The sequence below is a fragment of the Pseudomonas sp. CHM02 genome (assembly GCF_000612585.1).
In the GTDB taxonomy this organism is placed as follows: domain Bacteria; phylum Pseudomonadota; class Gammaproteobacteria; order Pseudomonadales; family Pseudomonadaceae; genus Aquipseudomonas.
This window is the reverse complement of record NZ_JFCA01000037.1, coordinates 17,625-34,299: the sequence shown is the minus strand read 5'-3', so window position 1 is coordinate 34,299 and position 16,675 is coordinate 17,625. Positions and strand designations below refer to the sequence as shown.

At 62.1% G+C, this 16,675-nt stretch carries 20 protein-coding genes; 12 read left to right on the top strand and 8 right to left on the bottom strand.

Annotated features, from left to right (window positions below; genetic code table 11):
• Positions 1-79: 79 nt before the first annotated feature.
• Complete coding sequence (gene ccmB, locus BM70_RS0121415; RefSeq protein WP_025857894.1) at positions 80-748, bottom strand: heme exporter protein CcmB; 669 nt, start codon at positions 746-748, stop codon at positions 80-82.
• Entirely contained in the window at positions 745-1,380 is a 636-nt protein-coding gene (gene ccmA, locus BM70_RS0121410; RefSeq protein WP_025857893.1) for a cytochrome c biogenesis heme-transporting ATPase CcmA, read from the bottom strand. The genes ccmB and ccmA overlap by 4 nt, the downstream gene beginning before the upstream one ends.
• 200 nt (positions 1,381-1,580) lie before the next feature.
• On the opposite strand from ccmA, the gene BM70_RS0121405 reads away from it, so the two are divergent.
• Together BM70_RS0121405 and BM70_RS0121400 are read left to right on the top strand one after the other, a co-directional pair.
• Positions 1,581-3,158: a flagellar hook-length control protein FliK gene (locus BM70_RS0121405; protein ID WP_025857892.1), complete on the top strand. Its 1,578-nt coding sequence runs from the start codon at positions 1,581-1,583 to the stop codon at positions 3,156-3,158.
• Complete coding sequence (locus BM70_RS0121400) at positions 3,155-3,484, top strand: EscU/YscU/HrcU family type III secretion system export apparatus switch protein (protein WP_025857891.1); 330 nt, start codon at positions 3,155-3,157, stop codon at positions 3,482-3,484. Before BM70_RS0121405 ends, BM70_RS0121400 begins: the two co-directional genes overlap by 4 nt.
• 91 nt (positions 3,485-3,575) lie before the next feature.
• Here the strand turns inward: BM70_RS0121400 and glp are convergent, their stop codons facing one another.
• Both glp and moaB read right to left on the bottom strand, forming a co-directional pair.
• Positions 3,576-4,802 carry a gephyrin-like molybdotransferase Glp gene (gene glp, locus BM70_RS0121395; RefSeq protein WP_025857890.1) on the bottom strand — a complete coding sequence of 409 codons (1,227 nt, stop codon included), beginning with the start codon at positions 4,800-4,802 and terminating at the stop codon, positions 3,576-3,578.
• Positions 4,786-5,325 carry a molybdenum cofactor biosynthesis protein B gene (moaB, locus tag BM70_RS0121390; protein ID WP_025857889.1) on the bottom strand — a complete coding sequence of 180 codons (540 nt, stop codon included), beginning with the start codon at positions 5,323-5,325 and terminating at the stop codon, positions 4,786-4,788. Before moaB ends, glp begins: the two co-directional genes overlap by 17 nt.
• 76 nt (positions 5,326-5,401) lie before the next feature.
• Between moaB and mobA the strand changes: the two genes are divergently transcribed.
• Together mobA and BM70_RS0121380 are read left to right on the top strand one after the other, a co-directional pair.
• The gene (mobA, locus tag BM70_RS0121385) at positions 5,402-6,004 is read left to right on the top strand and encodes a molybdenum cofactor guanylyltransferase MobA (RefSeq protein ID WP_025857888.1); all 603 of its coding nucleotides are present in this window, start codon (positions 5,402-5,404) and stop codon (positions 6,002-6,004) included.
• A gap of 79 nt (positions 6,005-6,083) precedes the next feature.
• Positions 6,084-6,305: a YgdI/YgdR family lipoprotein gene (locus BM70_RS0121380; protein WP_025857886.1), complete on the top strand. Its 222-nt coding sequence runs from the start codon at positions 6,084-6,086 to the stop codon at positions 6,303-6,305.
• A 55-nt stretch (positions 6,306-6,360) separates the two neighbouring features.
• On the opposite strand, the gene BM70_RS0121375 is transcribed toward BM70_RS0121380, so the two are convergent.
• The 3 genes from BM70_RS0121375 to BM70_RS0121365 form a co-directional block, all read right to left on the bottom strand.
• Positions 6,361-7,251: a pseudouridine synthase gene (locus BM70_RS0121375; RefSeq protein ID WP_025857885.1), complete on the bottom strand. Its 891-nt coding sequence runs from the start codon at positions 7,249-7,251 to the stop codon at positions 6,361-6,363.
• Between the two features lie 73 nt (positions 7,252-7,324).
• A complete protein-coding gene (locus BM70_RS0121370; protein ID WP_010565034.1) occupies positions 7,325-7,660 on the bottom strand; it encodes a hypothetical protein in 336 nt (111 codons plus the stop codon).
• A 74-nt stretch (positions 7,661-7,734) separates the two neighbouring features.
• Positions 7,735-7,971 carry a glutaredoxin family protein gene (locus BM70_RS0121365; RefSeq protein WP_025857884.1) on the bottom strand — a complete coding sequence of 79 codons (237 nt, stop codon included), beginning with the start codon at positions 7,969-7,971 and terminating at the stop codon, positions 7,735-7,737.
• Between the two features lie 253 nt (positions 7,972-8,224).
• Here BM70_RS0121365 and BM70_RS0121360 point away from each other — a divergent pair, with 253 nt between their 5' ends.
• Positions 8,225-9,961, top strand: a complete 1,737-nt coding sequence (locus tag BM70_RS0121360) for a monovalent cation:proton antiporter-2 (CPA2) family protein (protein WP_081782107.1) — start codon at positions 8,225-8,227, stop codon at positions 9,959-9,961.
• Here the strand turns inward: BM70_RS0121360 and BM70_RS0121355 are convergent.
• Positions 9,948-11,156, bottom strand: coding sequence for an ammonium transporter (locus BM70_RS0121355; RefSeq protein WP_025857882.1), 1,209 nt, complete (start codon positions 11,154-11,156; stop codon positions 9,948-9,950). The genes BM70_RS0121360 and BM70_RS0121355 overlap by 14 nt on opposite strands.
• Before the next feature lie 360 nt (positions 11,157-11,516).
• On the opposite strand from BM70_RS0121355, the gene BM70_RS0121350 reads away from it, so the two are divergent.
• The 7 genes from BM70_RS0121350 (at position 11,517) to BM70_RS0121320 (ending at position 16,668) form a co-directional block, all read left to right on the top strand.
• Positions 11,517-11,831, top strand: a complete 315-nt coding sequence (locus BM70_RS0121350; RefSeq protein WP_025857881.1) for a YqjD family protein — start codon at positions 11,517-11,519, stop codon at positions 11,829-11,831.
• Between the two features lie 2 nt (positions 11,832-11,833).
• Entirely contained in the window at positions 11,834-12,217 is a 384-nt protein-coding gene (locus BM70_RS0121345) for a phage holin family protein (protein WP_025857880.1), read from the top strand.
• Positions 12,214-12,555 carry a hypothetical protein gene (locus BM70_RS0121340; protein ID WP_025857879.1) on the top strand — a complete coding sequence of 114 codons (342 nt, stop codon included), beginning with the start codon at positions 12,214-12,216 and terminating at the stop codon, positions 12,553-12,555. Before BM70_RS0121345 ends, BM70_RS0121340 begins: the two co-directional genes overlap by 4 nt.
• 96 nt (positions 12,556-12,651) lie before the next feature.
• Positions 12,652-13,815, top strand: a complete 1,164-nt coding sequence (locus tag BM70_RS0121335) for an EAL domain-containing protein (protein ID WP_025857878.1) — start codon at positions 12,652-12,654, stop codon at positions 13,813-13,815.
• A 71-nt stretch (positions 13,816-13,886) separates the two neighbouring features.
• The gene (locus tag BM70_RS0121330; protein ID WP_025857877.1) at positions 13,887-15,218 is read left to right on the top strand and encodes a deoxyguanosinetriphosphate triphosphohydrolase; all 1,332 of its coding nucleotides are present in this window, start codon (positions 13,887-13,889) and stop codon (positions 15,216-15,218) included.
• Positions 15,219-15,389: 171 nt separating this feature from the next.
• Positions 15,390-15,791 carry a response regulator gene (locus BM70_RS0121325; RefSeq protein ID WP_025857876.1) on the top strand — a complete coding sequence of 134 codons (402 nt, stop codon included), beginning with the start codon at positions 15,390-15,392 and terminating at the stop codon, positions 15,789-15,791.
• Positions 15,792-16,041: 250 nt separating this feature from the next.
• Complete coding sequence (locus BM70_RS0121320; protein WP_025857875.1) at positions 16,042-16,668, top strand: response regulator transcription factor; 627 nt, start codon at positions 16,042-16,044, stop codon at positions 16,666-16,668.
• Positions 16,669-16,675: the final 7 nt, after the last annotated feature.

The window sequence follows — 16,675 nt, the reverse complement described above, 5'->3', positions numbered from 1 at the left end:
TCCATCACGGTGGCTTCTTGTCATTGCAAGAAGCTCAGGGTCTTTACTGATTAAGGTTATAACGCTTAACCAGACCTCATTATTCGCCGACGCTGATCTTCAGGCCAGCCGCTATAGCAAAGGGTGTCAGGGTTACCGCCAGGGCGGCCAGGCTACCAAGCCACAAGAGGTAACCGGTCGCCGGCATGCCCATGAGCGCGGCTTGCAAAGCGCCGCTGCCCAGGATCAACACCGGGATGTACAAAGGCAGAATCAACAGGGCCAGTAACAGGCCACCCCGCTTCAAACCGACGGTCAACGCTGCGCCCACCGCCCCCAACAGGCTGAGCACCGGCGTACCGAGCAACAAGGACAGGAGCAACACCGGCAGGCATTCGACGGGCAAGCCGAGCATCATCGCCAGCAGCGGCGAGAGCAAGACTAGCGCCAAGCCGGAAAAAGCCCAGTGTGCCAGTACCTTTGCCAGTACCAGAAGTGGCAGGGGGTGCGACGAAAGGACCCACTGTTCGAGGGAACCGTCCTCGAAATCACTGCGAAACAGCCCGTCCAGCGAGAGCAGGACCGATAAAAGCGCGGCGACCCACACCAGTCCAGGGGACAAGGTTTGCAACAGTTTAGTCTCGGGGCCGACCGCCAACGGGAACAACGCGATGACAATCGCGAAGAACACCAGCGGGTTGGCCAACTCGGCCGGACGGCGGCACAGCAACCGCGCCTCGCGGGCGACCAACAGGGCGAAGACGCTCATAGCGACCACCGGCCCAGGTCGAGGTCACGGTAACCGGCAGGCATGCGCGCCAGGGTGTGGTGAGTCGTGAGTACGACCAGGCCGCCCCGCTCGCAATGTTGGGCCAGGTGTTCTTCCAACTGGGCAACGCCCTGTTTGTCGAGGGCGGTGAACGGTTCATCGAGAATCCACAGCGGCGGGCCCGGCAGGTACAGGCGCGCCAGGGCCACGCGGCGCTGTTGGCCGGCGGACAGGGTGTGGCAGGGAACGTCTTCGAAGCCCTTGAGGCCGACCGCGGCCAGGGCCTGCCAGATGGCGTCGCGGGAAGCGCGATGATGCAGGGCGCTGAGCCAACTGAGGTTTTCTTCGGCGGTGAGCACATCCTTGATGCCGGCGGCGTGGCCGATCCAGACCAGGTTACGCGCCAGTTCAGTACGCTGTTCGTTGAGGGGCTTGCCGTTGAGGCGGACTTCGCCGGCCGTCGGCTGCATCAACCCGGCCAGCAGGCGCAGCAAACTGGTCTTGCCGCTGCCGTTGGGGCCGCTGACCTGCACCATGTCGCCGCCCGTCAGCCGCAATTCGAGGTGCTCGAACAACAGGCGCAGGTCGCGTTCACAGGAGAGCGCTACGGCTTCAAGAAGAGGGCTGGTCAAAAGATCGCGGGCCTTTACGGTTCAAGTCGGCGGTGCAGCGGCCGTTAAAGAGAAATGCACAATAACGGCTTTGGCGACCGATTTTAGAGAGCTGGATCAAATAGTTGTGAGGTTTTTACCGCTCTCTTTGCAGACGGGCGGCATTATACATGCGATGCCCTACTCTAAAGAGGGCAATTTCCCCAGAGACGACGCACGCGATGACCGGTGAGATCAACCTTCCTACGCTTCCACCCGCCCCTGCCGCCGGGCCCGGTCCTGCGCCTGCGACCGGCGAGTTGTTGAAACTGCTGGAGCCACAGATCGGCCTGATCGACCCCGGGAAAACCGCGAATGCCGAAGTCATCGCCCTGAAACAAGGCGGTGAAGCCTTCCAGTTGTTGCTCAAACTGACCCTTGAAGGCGGTCGCCAGACCCTGGTACAGGCGAGCAGCCCCCAGCCGCTGCCGCTGGGCAGCAATGTGGCCGTGAGCCAGACGCCCACGGGCAACCTCACCCTCAGTCTGCAGCAGGCCCTGAGCGCCAATGTCGCCGCCCTCACCCGCATCGACACCCACCAGATGCCGGTGGGCACGTTGTTGCAGGCCAAGGTGCTGACCACCCAGATGCTGCCCCAGGGCACGGCGCAACCGGCGATCTACCGCTCGCTGGTCACCGTGCTCAACAACGCCCTGGCGGGCGCGACCCTGACCGTGGAAAGCCCGCAACCCCTGCGCGTCGGCAGCTTGCTCAGCGCCGTGGTGCAGAACGAGCAGACCTTGAGCTTTGTGCCGCTGAGCGGGCTCAAGGATCAACTGGCCGTCACCCAGCAACTGTCAACCCAGCAAAGCCGCCAAGGCTCACTGGACGCGGTGTTCACCGCGCTGCAGAACCTGCCCCGTGGCGACAGCACCTCCGCCGACCTGCGCGCCGCCGCCGACCGTCTGCTGGCGGCCTTGCCGGACCTGGCCCAGGTCAGCAACCCCAAGGTGCTGGCGCAAGTCATCCAGAACAGCGGCGCCTTTCTGGAGGCCAAACTGCTGGCCGGGCAAAATCCGCAGATCCCACCGCTGGACATGAAAGGCGCGCTGCTGCGCCTGGTCGCGGACTTGCTGCCCGCCCTGCCCGCCAGCACCAATATGAATGCCATCCTCGCCGCCAATACCCTGGCCCAGATGCTGCCCAACTTCGTACGCAGCCCACTCAACACCCTCGGCCAAGTCAGTGCCCGGCAGATACCCGCCGGCTTCCCATTGCCCGAACGATTGATGGCGAAACTGGAAGGCGAAGGCGACCTGGAAAACCTGCTGCGCCTGGCCGCCGGCGCGATCTCTCGGCTGCAAAGTCATCAGTTGTCGAGCCTGGAACAGACCGGCACCACCGCCGACGGCCGCCTGCAGACCACGTGGCAGCTGGAAATCCCGATGCGCACGCTGCAGGACATCGTGCCGCTGCAAGTCAAGTTCCAGCGCGAAGAGCCGACGCCGGACAAGGACCAACCCGAACGCAAGGACAAGAAGGACGCCAAGCAGATGCTCTGGCGCGTCGAACTGGCCTTCGACATGGAGCCGCTGGGGCCGTTGCAGGTCCAGGCGCAATTGAGTCAGGGCAAACTGTCCAGCCAGCTGTGGGCCACCCGACCGTTCACCGCCAGCTTGATCGAAAGCCATTTGGGCAACCTGCGCGAACGCCTGGTGACTTCAGGCATCAACGTCGGCGACCTCGATTGCCACCTCGGCACCCCGCCGCGCGGGCCAAAGACCGGACTGGAGCAACGCTGGGTGGATGAGACCGCATGAAGAACCCTACGCCACCGCGCCAGGCCATTGCCCTCAAGTACGACGGCCAGCAGGCACCGACCCTGACGGCCAAGGGCGACGATGCCCTGGCCGAAGCCATTCTGAAGCTGGCGCGGGAAAATGAAGTGCCCATCTATGAAAACGCCGAGTTGGTGAAGCTGCTGGCACGTATGGAACTGGGGGACAGCATTCCGGAGGAGTTGTACCGCACGGTTGCCGAGATCATCGCGTTTGCGTGGACATTGAAGGGCAAGTTCCCGGTGGGGTATGACCCGGATGCGGGGCCGGTGGAGCGGGATGTGACCGAACGCGGCGACGACTACTGACCCAACGCCCCTTGCCGGCGATAGCGGTACTCCAGTCAACCTTCATCGGACGGGTAGACCGGCATCGCCGGCAAGCCGACTCCTACAGGGGTTAGTTCAGGACTTCACTGAGCGGGATGAAATTGACGGTATCGCCGATCTCCAAGGTCGTGCCTTCCAACACCTCCACAAAGCCTTCCGCCCACGCGGCACTGCGCAGCACGCCGGAGCTTTGGTTGCGGTAGATGATCGCCTTGCCTTGCTCGATGCGCCCGCGCAGGTATTCGCGGCGGTTGCCCGGTTTGGGCCAGGTAAACCCCACCGGCACTTCAAAGCGCAGCGGTTCGACGTCTTGCACGCCTTGGCGGCGCAGCAGATAAGGCCGCGCCAGCAGCGCGAAGGTCACCAGCGTCGAGGCTGGGTTGCCCGGCAGGCCGATCACCGGCACACCACGGAAGTGCCCGAAGGTCAGCGGCTTGCCCGGCTTGATCGCCAGTTTCCACAACGCCAGTTCCCCCTCTTCACGCAGGGCGATGCCGAGGAAGTCCGCCTCGCCCACCGACACACCGCCGGTCGACAGAATCAGGTCGACGCTGCCCAGGCTCGCCAACTGTGTACGAGTTTTTTCCAGGTCATCCGGGAGAATGCCGGCATCGATCACTTCGCAGCCCATGCGGGCGAGCCATGAGCACAGCACCCGTCGATTGCTGTTGTAGATCTGCCCCGGCCCCAGCGGCAAACCGGGTTCGATCAACTCGTCGCCGGTGGACAACACAGCCACCTGTGGGCGGCGGACCACGGCGAGGCGGTCACGGCCGAGGGACGCGACCAGGCCCAGTTCAATCGGGCCCAGGCGCGTACCGGCGGTGAGGACCAACTCGCCCACGGTGGTTTCCTGGCCCTGGGGGCGGATGTTCTGGTCGGTGTGCAAGGGCTCGGTGAAGCTCACGCGTTCATCGGCGTGGACCACGGCGTTTTCCTGCATCTCGACACAGTCGGCGCCTTCGGGTACCGGCGCGCCAGTGAAGATGCGCGCGCAGGTGCCGGCGGCCAGGGGCTGTGGCGCCTGGCCGGCGAAGATGCGCTGGCTGACCACCAGGGGCTCACCGGTCCAGTCGCCCAGGCGCAGGGCGTAACCGTCCATGGCACTGTTGGGCCAAGGCGGCAGGTCGAGGGTGGAGATCAGGTCTTGTGCCAATACACGCCCGTCGCAATGCGCCAGGGGCAGGGTTTCCTGCTCGCGGATCGGCGCGGCTTCGGCCATCGCCAGCAGCTGTTGCAGTGCCTGTTCTACCGGCATCAGCGCACCGGTCTTGCCGGGCTTACCCACGGGATTCACAAGGCTCGGCCTGTTTCAGGTGCGGCACGAAATTGCACGGGCGGTGACGGTTGTCCAATTGCTCGGCGAGGATGCCGTCCCAACCGGTACGCACGGCATTGGTGGAACCCGGCAGGCAGCACACCAGGGTGCCATTGGCCAGGCCGGCCAAGGCGCGGGATTGCACGGTGGAGGTGCCGATATCGGCCACGGAGATCTGGCGGAACAGTTCGCCAAAGCCGTCGACCTGCTTGTCCAGCAGGCAGCTCACCGCCTCGGGCGTGCTGTCGCGGCCGGTGAAGCCGGTGCCACCGGTGATCAGCACCACTTGCACCACGTCTTCGGCGATCCAGTGGGCAACCTGGGCGCGGATCTTGTAGAGGTCGTCCTTGAGCAGCACACGCTCGGCCAGGTTGTGACCGGCGGCGGTCAAGCGGTCGACGAAGACCTGCCCGGAGGTATCGGTTTCGAGGGTACGGGTGTCGCTGACGGTCAGTACAGCGATGTTCAGGGGTACGAAGGGCGCATCTGCCTTGGCTTTCATGGCACGGTCCGGTTGTCGAAGGAACAGCCCGATGTTATATCACAGGGCCCCCTTTTACTGCCGCTGCGGAACCATCATGCCTATCGATTCGTCGCCCCTGCCCTGTTCGGTTCTGCTGCTGTCCGGTGGCCGTGGCCAGCGCATGGGCGGCCAGGACAAAGGCTTGCTGGAATGGCGCGGCCAGCCCTTGATCGCCCATTTGCAACGCCTGGTGCGGCCGCTGACGGATGACCTGATCATCTCGTGCAACCGCAATACCGAACGCTACGCCACCTATGCCGACCAGTTGGTGAGCGACGACAGCCCGGACTTTCCCGGCCCGCTCGCGGGTATCCGTGCGGGACTCGCCGCCGCGCGCCACGCGCACTTGCTGATACTGCCGTGCGATGTGCCGCAGATCGACGCGCGACTGCTCGCCGACCTGCGTGAGACCCTACAGCGCAACCCCCTGCTGCCGGTGATGGTGCGCCATGGAGAATTCTGGGAACCGCTGATCTGCATTGTCCCGACCGCCTTGAGTGACGCGGTGGAAAGCGCCTGGCATGCCGGTGAACGCAGCCCGCGCAAGATATTCCTGCAACTGGGCGGCGTGGGCCTGGAGTGCCCGGCGAATGACCCGCGCCTGGCCAACCTTAATACGCCGGAGCTGTTACAGACGCCTTCGGGCGTGTCAGAATGAACCTCGCACAAGGAACTTTGTCGGCGCCGCATGCGTCACAAGGTCAGCCACTAAAAAGTATTCTCTCGGAGACACACTCATGACTCAACGGACCATCGCCGCTCTCATGCTTGCACTGGGCCTCGCTACCCTCGCCGGTTGCGCCTCGCCAACAGTGATCACCCTGAATGACGGTCGCGAAATCCAGGCTGTCGACACCCCGAAATTCGACGCCGATTCGGGTTTCTACGAATTCGAACAACTTGACGGCAAGCGCACCCGCATCAACAAAGATCAGGTTCGCACCGTTAAAGACCTGTAAGTCTTAGCGTTTGCCAACAAGGCCCGCCTCGCGCGGGCCTTGTCGTTTCTGGGGGTTACCAGTCGAGGATGATCTGGCTGCGGAAACTGCGCTCTTCACCTGTGACCGGGTCGATAAAGCGTACGCCCTGGGCCAGCAGTTTCAGCGGGTTGGCGTAGTCGTCCACGGCATCCTTGATGACGTCGGGGTAGAACGGGTCATTGCAGATACTCGCGCCGAGTGCGGTCATGTGCACGCGCAACTGGTGCTTCTTGCCGGTGACGGGGAACAGGCCGTAACGCCACAGATCGCCGTGCTTTTCCCGCACTTCCACAGCCGTTTCAGTGTTGGCCGCACCCACGCCTTCCTGCATGCGAAAGAACGGTTCGCCATCCACCAGGCGGCTTTTATGCACCAGGGGGAACGTCAGGCCGGGCAGGGCTGGCGCGATGGCTTCGTAGAATTTATCGATCTGGCGCGTGGGAAACAGTTGCTGATAAGCCGAACGGCTGGCCGGGTTGGCCGAGAACAGCACCAGCCCAGCGGTGTGCCGATCAATGCGGTGCAAAGGCACCAGCGAGGGATTGTCCAGGCGACGAATCAGGCGGCGCAGCAGGGTCTGCTCGACATATTCACCGGCCGGGGTCACAGGCAGGAAGTGCGGTTTGTCGGCGACCACCAAGTGCTCGTCGGCGTACAGAATGGTCTCCTGCACCGCAATGACCTTCTCGTTTGGCACTTCGCGAAAATAGTAGATGCACAAGCCTTCCTTGTAGGCCAGGTCCAGGCTGATCGGGCTGCCGTTGATGTCCAGCACCCGGCCCCGGGCGATGCGGTCCAGCCAGTGTTCACGGCCGATCGCCGGGAAGTGGTCGCACAGGCAATCGAGTACCGTCGCCCAGGGGCCGGGCGGCAGGTACAAGGTGCTGGCTTGGTGCTGGGACGCGGAAAAACCGGATGTGGACATGGAATTGCTCGAAGCCTGGAAAAAACAGGCGGGCATTATCCCGCATGGAGCGGGATTGAGCCTAGGGCGGATCTCAGGCCTTGGCCAACTCCGCCCGCAGGATCGGCGAGGCACTCGCGGCTTCGGTGAACTCCTTGAGCCAGCGCAGCACGTCCACCGCTTCCCAACGGCCCGGATCGTACAACGCGTACAACAAGCCCTGGTAACCCACCACATCCAGCTGCTTGTGGTAACCGGCGCGCTGGAACAGTGCCTCGATCTCGGCGAAGCAGGTGTTGAAATGCACTTTGTTGAACGGCGTCTTGCCTTCCGTGACCAGGCCATCGAGGCGCAGCTCGTTCACCGCGTCGCGCACGACGTCGGCGGACATGCGATTGACGCTGCTTTTCAGTTGTTCGACATTCACCACGGGCGTTCCCTCTATTCAATCGCTGTACAAACATACAGTAACTTAATATTTGGAAACCCGCCATCGCATAAACGTCAGCGCAGGAAGGCGACCACCTGATCCACATCGAAAGGCCAATCCAGCTCGGCCCCGGTGTCCACCCGGCGAAGCACCGGAATCCGCAGGCCGTAGGCTTCGGTCAGGTCCTCGGGATCGGTGATATCCACCAGTTCCACCAACAGCCCATGTTCGACCAACGGCATGATCTCGGCTTCGGCAATCTCACAAAGATGGCAGCCCAGGGTGCCGAATAACTGGCATTCAGGAAGCATGGCGAGTAGACCCGTTCAGAAAACAGGCCATCATTCTAAGCCAAACACAGCCTCCAAGGAGCGAGCTTGCTCGCGAAGGGCGTTAACGATAACGCGGGCTTTCTGGTTAATCGCGATGCCATTGACGTCCTTCGCGAGCCAGCTCGCTCCTGCATGAAGTCCGATTGCCCGTAAAAGACCTGATCCAGGTCACCATGGCCTATAACTGATTCAGCGATTCTCGCGGCTTTTTGCCTGCCCCCTTGCAACGGAGATGCGTGTGTTTGCCAACCTGCTGATCATTCTGGCCTCATCCCTGGTGGTGATTGCACTGTTTCGCCGGCTGCAATTGCCCCCGGTACTGGGCTACCTGTGCGTGGGCCTGGCCGTGGGGCCCACCGCGCTGGACTGGGTGAATGACAGCGAAGAGCTGCCCGACCTTGCCGAGTTGGGTGTGGTGTTCCTGCTGTTCTCCCTGGGACTGGAGTTTTCCCTGACGAAGATGCTCGCCCTGCGCCGCGTGGTGTTTGGCCTGGGCAGCATGCAGGTGCTGGCTTGCGGGGCGCTGCTGGGAGCCCTGTTGATGGGCTTTGGGGTGGCGCCGGGCATCGCCTTGTTGCTGGGGGCCGGGCTGGCGTTGTCCTCTACGGCGATTGTCAGCAAGGAGCTGACCAGCCTCGGTGAGATCTTCAGCAGCCATGGCCAGAATGCCATTGGCGTGTTGCTGTTCCAGGATGTGGTGGCAGTGTTGCTGCTGACCCTGGTGCCGGTGTTCGCCGGCACTGGCGAACAAGCCTGGTACTGGGCACTGCCGCTGACCCTGGGCAAGACGGTAGTGCTGTTCGTCGGCCTGCTGCTCGCCAGTCGTTGGTTACTGCCGCGCCTGTTTCATGAAGTCGCCGCCTCCCATTCGGCGGAGCTGTTCGTGCTGCTGGCGCTGGTGATCGTGCTGCTCACCGCCTGGCTCACCCATCTATTGGGGCTCTCCCCTGCCCTCGGGGCTTTCCTGGCCGGCATGCTGTTGGGGGAAAGCCACTACCGCCATCAGATCGAAGCGGATATCCGCCCGTTTCGCGACATCTTGCTGGGGCTGTTTTTCGTCAGCATCGGCATGCTCATCGACCTGCAACTGTTCGTCAGCCATAGCCTGCTGATCCTCGGCCTTACCCTTGCGCTGATGCTGGTCAAAGGCTGCGTGGTTGCGGCGCTGGTCAAGCTGCGCGGCAGCGACCGTGAAACCGCCTGGCGCAGTGGCCTGGCCCTGGCCCAAGGTGGCGAGTTCTGCTTTGCATTGATGGCGCAGATGCAGCAGAGCCGGCTGATTCCGGACGAATTCAACGGTTTGCTGCTCGCTGCCACCTTCTGCTCGATGCTGCTGACGCCACTGCTATTGCGCGCCGCACCGGGCATCGCTCTGCGCCTGCACCGTAAACCCAACCAGCAAGTGCAGTTGGAGGAAATCACCGCGCTGAACGCCGAATTACATGGGCACGCGGTGATCTGCGGCTATGGACGCGTCGGCCAGTCCATCGGGCGCTTTCTGCGCAAGGAACGGCAGGCGTTTATCGCCCTGGATGACGACCCGGAACGAGTGCAGGAAGCCGCCACCGAAGACAGCAGCGTGCATTATGGCGATTGTCGGCGTGGCGCCCTGCTCAGTGCGGTCGGCCTGGAGCGTGCGCGGTTGGTGGTGATCGCGGTGGACAACAGCGATGTCGCGTTGGCGGTGCTGAAAGAGGCGCGCCGGATCAACAGCGAGGTACCGATCCTGGTGCGCACCCGTGACGACAGCCACCTCGCCGAGCTGAAAGCCGCGGGCGCCAGTGAAGTGGTGCCCGAGCTATTGGAATCGAGCCTGATGCTCGCCTCCCATGCCTTGATCCTGCTGGGCCTGCCGGACCAACAGGTGCAAGCGCGGGTCGATGAAGTGCGGCAGAACCGCTACCGCCTGCTGCACGGCTTCTACTCGCACCCGAACGCCCCGGAAGAGGCGCCGATCAATCCTGACTGACCGCGCCGATCTTGTGGATCGACAGGTCCGCGCCGTAATACTCCTCTTCCTGGCTCAGGCGCAGCCCGTGCACGCGCTTGATCACGCCGTACACCAACAGGCCGCCGACCAGCGCCACCAGCACGCCAAGGGCCGTGCCGATCAACTGGCTGATCAGGCTCACGCCACCCAGCCCACCCAGGGCGGTCTGGCCGAAAATGCCGCAGGCGATGCCACCCCATACGCCGCACAGGCCATGCAGCGGCCACACACCGAGTACATCGTCGATCTTCCAGCGATCCTGGGCGGCGATGAAAAACCACACAAACACACCACCGGCGACAGCCCCGGTGACCAGCGCGCCTACCGGGTGCATCAGGTCGGAACCGGCGCAGATCGCGACCAGCCCGGCCAACGGGCCGTTATGCAGGAAGCCTGGGTCGTTGCGACCGATGATCAGGGCCGCGACCGTGCCGCCGACCATGGCCATCAGCGAATTGACCGCCACCAGGCCACTGACGCCGTTCAAGGTCTGCGCACTCATCACGTTGAAGCCGAACCAGCCGACGATCAGGATCCACGAGCCCAGCGCCAGGAACGGAATGCTCGACGGCGCAAACGCCACCAGGCGCCCCTCGCGGTAGCGCCCATTGCGTGGGCCGAGCAACAACACTGCTGCCAGCGCCAGCCAGCCGCCCATGGCGTGGACCACCACGGAGCCGGCGAAGTCATGGAAACTGGCGCCAAACGTTGCCAGCAGCCAGGCCTGCAGGCCGAAATTGCCGTTCCACACCATGCCTTCGAAAAACGGGTAAATAAACGCCACGATCAGCGCCGTCGCGCAGAGCTGCGGTGCAAACCGTGCGCGCTCGGCAATGCCTCCGGAAATGATCGCCGGGATCGCCGCCGCGAAGGTCAGCAGGAAGAAAAACTTCACCAGGCCGTAACCGTGGTCGGCGCTGATCACGGCCGCCGGTTGCAGGAAGCTCACCCCATAGGAGATCCAATAGCCTATAAAGAAATAGGCCAGGGTCGAGATGGCGAAGTCGCTGAGGATCTTCGACAACGCGTTGACCTGGTTCTTCTGGCGCACAGTGCCGACTTCCAGGAACGCGAAGCCGGCGTGCATGGCCAGGACCATGACCGCACCGATCAGGATAAACAGGGTGTTGGAACTGTGGACGAGCGTGTCCACTGCACTTTGCAAATTTTCCATGGAGGTTGGCAGGCCTGCAGTAAAGGCAAAAAGCACCAAAGCGGTTCAAGCCAGGGTTGCACGCACTAAATTGGCACCACCGGTCCCACCCCTCTTGAGAGGGTGTGAACCGCTTTAGCGCAGCGATCAACACGACAGGCTGTTGCCGACAGGGTTTTTCCGCGAGTTTCAGTTATTTAGGGTAAGGTTTTTCAAGGCATTGCCCAGGGCTGCCCGGATTCGGCGCAGGCCCCAGGGCCCGCGCACCAAGGCAAAGCAAAAGCTGTACCAGACAATTGAACTGAACCTTCACCGAAGCCGGTGACTCGAAAACAAACGTAACGAATCAGTCGTACAGATCAGCCAATCACGGAGATAACCATGGCCAGAAGCACTGCAAAGACAGCTCAAGAAATACTGATGGCGGATTTTCAAACCCTGGTCAGTGACACCGAAAAGCTTTTGGACGACACCAAGGTTCTCGCAGGCGACCAGGCTGATGAGCTGCGCAGCAAGATCCACGAAAGCCTGCTCAAGGCCCGTGAAACCCTGCAACTGACCGAAGACTCCCTGCGCGAACGCGGCCAGGCGGCGGTCACTGCAACCGAAGACTATGTACAAGCCAACCCTTGGCAGTCGGTGGGCATTGCCGCCGGGGTGGGCTTTCTGATCGGCCTGCTGGCCACAAGGCGCTAATCATGTCTATCGGCGAAACTGGCTCGTCCACAGGGACAACCTCAAAGCGCCTGGGCGCAGCCGTTCTGGGCTTGCTGCACAGCCACGTCGAATTGTTTGGCATCGAACTGCAGGAACAGAAGGCCCGCACCGTCAGCCTGCTGTTGTTTGCCGGCCTGGCACTGGTGTTTGCGCTGCTGTTGCTGGTGGGGCTGTCGACGCTGGTGATGATCCTGGTGTGGGACACCGGCTACCGCCTCACCGGCATCATCTGCCTCTGCGTGTTCTACACCCTGGCCGCCGCGTTCTGCGGGGTGCGCTTGAAAGCGGCGGTGTTCGATGAATCCACGCCGTTCCACGCCACCCTCGAAGAGCTGGCCAATGACCGGGAGCGCCTGCTGCCATGAGCCTGACTGAAATGCCTCAAAACACGTCACGACGCGAAATGCGCAAGGCGTTGATTCGCCTGCGCATGGAAATGCACCGTCAGGAGATCCGCCACGAATCCCAGCAATTGATGCTGCCTTTGAACAAGGTGCGCAACATGGGCCAGAACTGGCAGGACAGCCTGGGCATCAAGCACGCGCCGCTGTGGGGCGTGGCTGCCGTGACGCTGATGGGTTTCTTCACCGGCAAGGGTGCCAAGGGTGGCGGCATCGGCAGCCTGACGCGCCTGGTGCGCCTCGGTGCCGGCTTGATTCCACTGATCAAACTGGCCATGCAGGGCACGTCGCGTAAAAGTTAAGTCCGACTGGCTGCATTCTTGCTAACAGAATCGGCCCGGCCCTCGTTTTCGAGGGCCGGGCCTTTTTTTCGCCACCTCTTCTCTTAAGGAGGCCCCGTGATCGACGGGCAACCGCTCGCCTGCTTCCAGCCGTTCATCGACACCGCCACCGGCCGCATCGCCGGCGTCGAGGCCCTGGGCCGTCTGCGCCAGGCCGACGGCCGCTTGCAGTCCGTGGGCCCGCTGTTCGCCGACCCGCGCACGCCTGGCGCGACCTTGCGCCGCCTTGATCGGCAGATCCGCGACAACGCGCTGAGCCGCTTGCACGAGGCCCCCGAAGACTGGTTCCTGAGCCTGAACATCTCGCCGCGCTGGATCAACCGCTTGCGCCCGGGCCAAGCCCTGCCGAGCCTGAAACAGATCCACAACCATGGCGTGGACCCGCGACGCATCGTGTTCGAGATCACCGAACTGGGTGGCGACATCCAGCGCCTGGCAGACGTGGTGGCGCGTTATCGCCAGGCCGGTGCACGCATCGCCATCGACGACTTTGGCGCCGGCTATTCCCAACTCGACCGGGTGCTGGCGTTGCAACCGGATATTCTCAAGCTGGACATGCGCCTGTTCCAGGACGCTGCCCGCGGCGGACCGAGCAGCGAGGTGGTGCGCGCACTCGCGCAAATGGCGGAGAAGACCGGGTGCTGGATCATTGCCGAAGGCGTGGAGACCGAGGCGCAGTTGAGTTTCGCCCTGGAGTGCGGCTCGCGGTATGTGCAGGGTTATCTGTTCGCCCAGGCCCAGTTGGACTGGTTCGCCGCCGACGCCTTCGTGCCGTGTTTTGCCCAGTTGCGCACCGCCTATGTCCAGCAAAAACTGGCAGAGCGCGGGCGCATCATGCAATTGCGCCTGCAATTGGCCGAATTGATGACGATCCTGCAAACCTGGGCCCAGGCACGGGCGCCGCTGAGCCAACTGCCGCAGTTGCCGGCCTTTCCCTGGCTGCTGCGCTTCTACCAGTGCGACCGGCACGGCACCCAGTTGACGCCCAACTTCGAATGGCGCCAGGACGCCTGGCAGGCCGACAGCCGCTACCTGGGCCACAACTGGTCGTGGCGCCCGTACTTCTACCACTTGCTGGCCGAAGGGTGGGAAGAACGACGCCTGACCCTGTCCTCGACCTACCGCGACGCAACCACCAACCAGTATTGCCTCACCGCCGGACAATTCTTCGATAACGGTCAGCGTTTGCTGTTAATCGATATCGACGCGGCCGGGCTGTAGATTTTCGCTTGCCCAGGCCGCGCTGAACCGGGAAGCTGGCAGGGTCATTCACCGCACGGAGAGTACCCGCCTTGGATTGGCCCACCCTGCTGACTCGCGAACGTCTTGGCAAACCGCTGCACAGCCCGGAAGAACTGGGACGTAGCCCGTTTCACAAAGACCATGACCGTATTATCTTCTCCGGCGCGTTTCGCCGCCTGGGCCGCAAGACCCAGGTGCATCCGGTCTCCAGCAACGACCATATCCACACACGCCTGACCCACTCCCTGGAAGTGAGCTGTGTGGGTCGCTCGCTCGGCATGCGTGTCGGCGAAACCCTGCGCAGCGCCCTGCCCGACTGGTGCGACCCTAGCGACCTGGGCATGGTGGTGCAATCGGCCTGCCTGGCCCATGACATCGGCAACCCACCGTTCGGGCACTCCGGCGAAGACGCCATTCGCCACTGGTTCCAGCAGGCCGCAGGACGCGGCTGGCTGGATGACATGAGCAGCGCCGAGCGCAATGACTTCCTCAACTTCGAAGGCAACGCCCAAGGCTTCCGCGTACTCACCCAACTGGAATACCACCAGTTCGACGGCGGCACACGACTGACCTACGCGACCCTGGGCACGTACCTGAAATACCCCTGGACCGCCCGCCACGCCGACTCCCTGGGCTACAAGAAACACAAGTTCGGCTGTTACCAGAGCGAGCTGCCGATCCTCGAGCAGATCGCCCACAAGCTCGGCCTGCCGCAACTCGAAGAACAACGCTGGGCGCGCCATCCACTGGTGTACCTGATGGAGGCGGCGGATGACATCTGCTACGCCTTGATCGACCTGGAAGACGGCCTGGAAATGGAGTTGCTGGAATACGCCGAAGTCGAGTCGCTGCTGCTCAACCTGGTGGGCGACGACCTGCCCCAGACCTACCGCCAGCTCGGCGCCCAGGACTCGCGCCGACGCAAGCTGGCCATCCTGCGCGGCAAAGCGATCGAGCATTTGACCAATGCGGCGGCGAGTGCCTTCGTCGAACAACAGGAGGCCTTGCTCGCCGGCACCCTGCCCGGCGACCTGGTGGAGCACATGCATGGCCCGGCCAAACGCTGCGTACTGGATGCCAAGGACATGGCACGCAAGAAAATCTTCCAGGACAAGCGCAAGACCCTGCATGAAATCGGCGCCTACACCACCCTGGAAATTCTCCTGAACGCCTTCTGCGGCGCAGCGCTGGAACAGCATGGCGGGCGGACGCCGTCGTTCAAGAACCGACGCATTCTCGACTTGCTCGGCAACAATGCGCCGAACCCCCAGTGGCCGTTGCACGCATCGTTCCTGCGCATGATCGACTTTATCGCGGGCATGACCGACAGCTATGCCACGGAGATGGCGCGGGAAATGACAGGACGTTCCAGCCCTCAATAACGAACACGATCAAGCTGCCTGTTACCTGAAAGGAATTGACCTACGAAGGGAACAGAGCGGCCTGATCGAATTCGCACAAGCACCCGATGAATAATCACGCACGCTCCGGGCGACCCAGGCGAATTGTTCCTACGCGCCCTCCATCGACGCTTGACTCACCGTGTGCCCCCAATGCCCAGTTACCCGCTTCGTATCCTGCTGGTGGAGGATCATCCGTTTCAGCTTCTCGCCACCCAGTGCCTGCTCAGAAGCTTCGGCTTCGCACGACTGACCCCGGCCGAAAACGCCGAACAGGCCATCTGCTTGATGTCACAGGCCGAGGCGCCCTTCGACATCATCCTGTGCGATCAATGCCTGCCCGACCTGCCAGGCCTCGAGCTGATTGAAATCGCCAGCCGCCGGCGCTTTACCACGACGGCCATCCTGCTGAGCGGATTGCCCGTGGCGGAACTCGCCAACCTGATAGCCCAAGCCGCGGAGCGTGGCCTGCCGCTGCTTGGCTACTTATCGAAGCCGTTGAACAAAGATGAACTTGCACGTTTGATCTGCCCTTTACTCAGGTTGAAGATGTAGGACTTTAAACATCATGAACCTAAGAAACATGCCTGCAGGGCGCCAGTTAGTTCCCTATCTCCAGCCTTTAACTCACTCACTTTAAAAGCACTGACAGATCACTTCACAAAGCCTTCGCGATTAGTAGGCCTTTACCTTTTTTAATGTAGGAATTTTCCTGTTTTATATCTACTCCCCCCTGCGCTCATGCTCCTGCCGCCTCTTCTGAGCTAATGTGCCCGCTTTATTTGCACTTGTACGGAATGTGATCATGAACTCAGTTTTTATTATCGATGACCACCCGGTTATACGGCTTGCCATCCGCATGTTGTTGGAGCATGAAGGTTACAAAGTGGTGGGTGAAACGGACAACGGGTGCGACGCCATCCAAATGGTCCGCGAATGCCTGCCTGATCTGATCATCCTGGATATCAGTATTCCCAAGCTGGATGGGCTCGAGGTGCTGTGCCGATTCAACGCAATGAATACGCCGATGAAGACCCTGATCCTGACCGCCCAGTCCCCCACGCTGTTCGCCACACGCTGCATGCGCTCGGGCGCCGATGGCTACGTGTGCAAGGAAGGCGACCTGAGCGAGTTGCTCAGCGCCATCCGCGCAGTGTTGTCCGGCTACAACTATTTTCCCAGCCAGGCGTTGACCGCCAACGGTGTAGATGGCGTGGAATCCCAGGAGCTTGAATTGTTCAAGACCGTCAACGACCGGGAACTAATGGTATTGCAACTTTTTGCACAAGGCCGCACCAACAAGGAAATTGCCAAAGGCATGTTCCTGAGCAACAAAACAGTAAGTACTTATAAAAAGCGGCTGATGCAAAAACTTCAAGCCAAATCCTTGGTAGAACTTATCGAGATGGCAAAACGAAACGCGCTAGTGTGAGAAAGCG

Bases quoted from the DNA above. Each gene is read 5' to 3' on its own strand.
- ccmB (WP_025857894.1), bottom strand. From the start codon at position 748: ATGAGCGTCTTCGCCCTGTTGGTCGCCCGCGAGGCGCGGTTGCTGTGC.
- BM70_RS0121405 (WP_025857892.1), top strand. From the start codon at position 1,581: ATGACCGGTGAGATCAACCTTCCTACGCTTCCACCCGCCCCTGCCGCC.
- BM70_RS0121400 (WP_025857891.1), top strand. From the start codon at position 3,155: ATGAAGAACCCTACGCCACCGCGCCAGGCCATTGCCCTCAAGTACGAC.
- moaB (WP_025857889.1), bottom strand. From the start codon at position 5,325: ATGAAAGCCAAGGCAGATGCGCCCTTCGTACCCCTGAACATCGCTGTA.
- mobA (WP_025857888.1), top strand. From the start codon at position 5,402: ATGCCTATCGATTCGTCGCCCCTGCCCTGTTCGGTTCTGCTGCTGTCC.
- BM70_RS0121380 (WP_025857886.1), top strand. From the start codon at position 6,084: ATGACTCAACGGACCATCGCCGCTCTCATGCTTGCACTGGGCCTCGCT.
- BM70_RS0121375 (WP_025857885.1), bottom strand. From the start codon at position 7,251: ATGTCCACATCCGGTTTTTCCGCGTCCCAGCACCAAGCCAGCACCTTG.
- BM70_RS0121365 (WP_025857884.1), bottom strand. From the start codon at position 7,971: ATGCTTCCTGAATGCCAGTTATTCGGCACCCTGGGCTGCCATCTTTGT.
- BM70_RS0121360 (WP_081782107.1), top strand. From the start codon at position 8,225: ATGCGTGTGTTTGCCAACCTGCTGATCATTCTGGCCTCATCCCTGGTG.
- BM70_RS0121355 (WP_025857882.1), bottom strand. From the start codon at position 11,156: ATGGAAAATTTGCAAAGTGCAGTGGACACGCTCGTCCACAGTTCCAAC.
- BM70_RS0121350 (WP_025857881.1), top strand. From the start codon at position 11,517: ATGGCCAGAAGCACTGCAAAGACAGCTCAAGAAATACTGATGGCGGAT.
- BM70_RS0121345 (WP_025857880.1), top strand. From the start codon at position 11,834: ATGTCTATCGGCGAAACTGGCTCGTCCACAGGGACAACCTCAAAGCGC.
- BM70_RS0121340 (WP_025857879.1), top strand. From the start codon at position 12,214: ATGAGCCTGACTGAAATGCCTCAAAACACGTCACGACGCGAAATGCGC.
- BM70_RS0121325 (WP_025857876.1), top strand. From the start codon at position 15,390: ATGCCCAGTTACCCGCTTCGTATCCTGCTGGTGGAGGATCATCCGTTT.
- BM70_RS0121320 (WP_025857875.1), top strand. From the start codon at position 16,042: ATGAACTCAGTTTTTATTATCGATGACCACCCGGTTATACGGCTTGCC.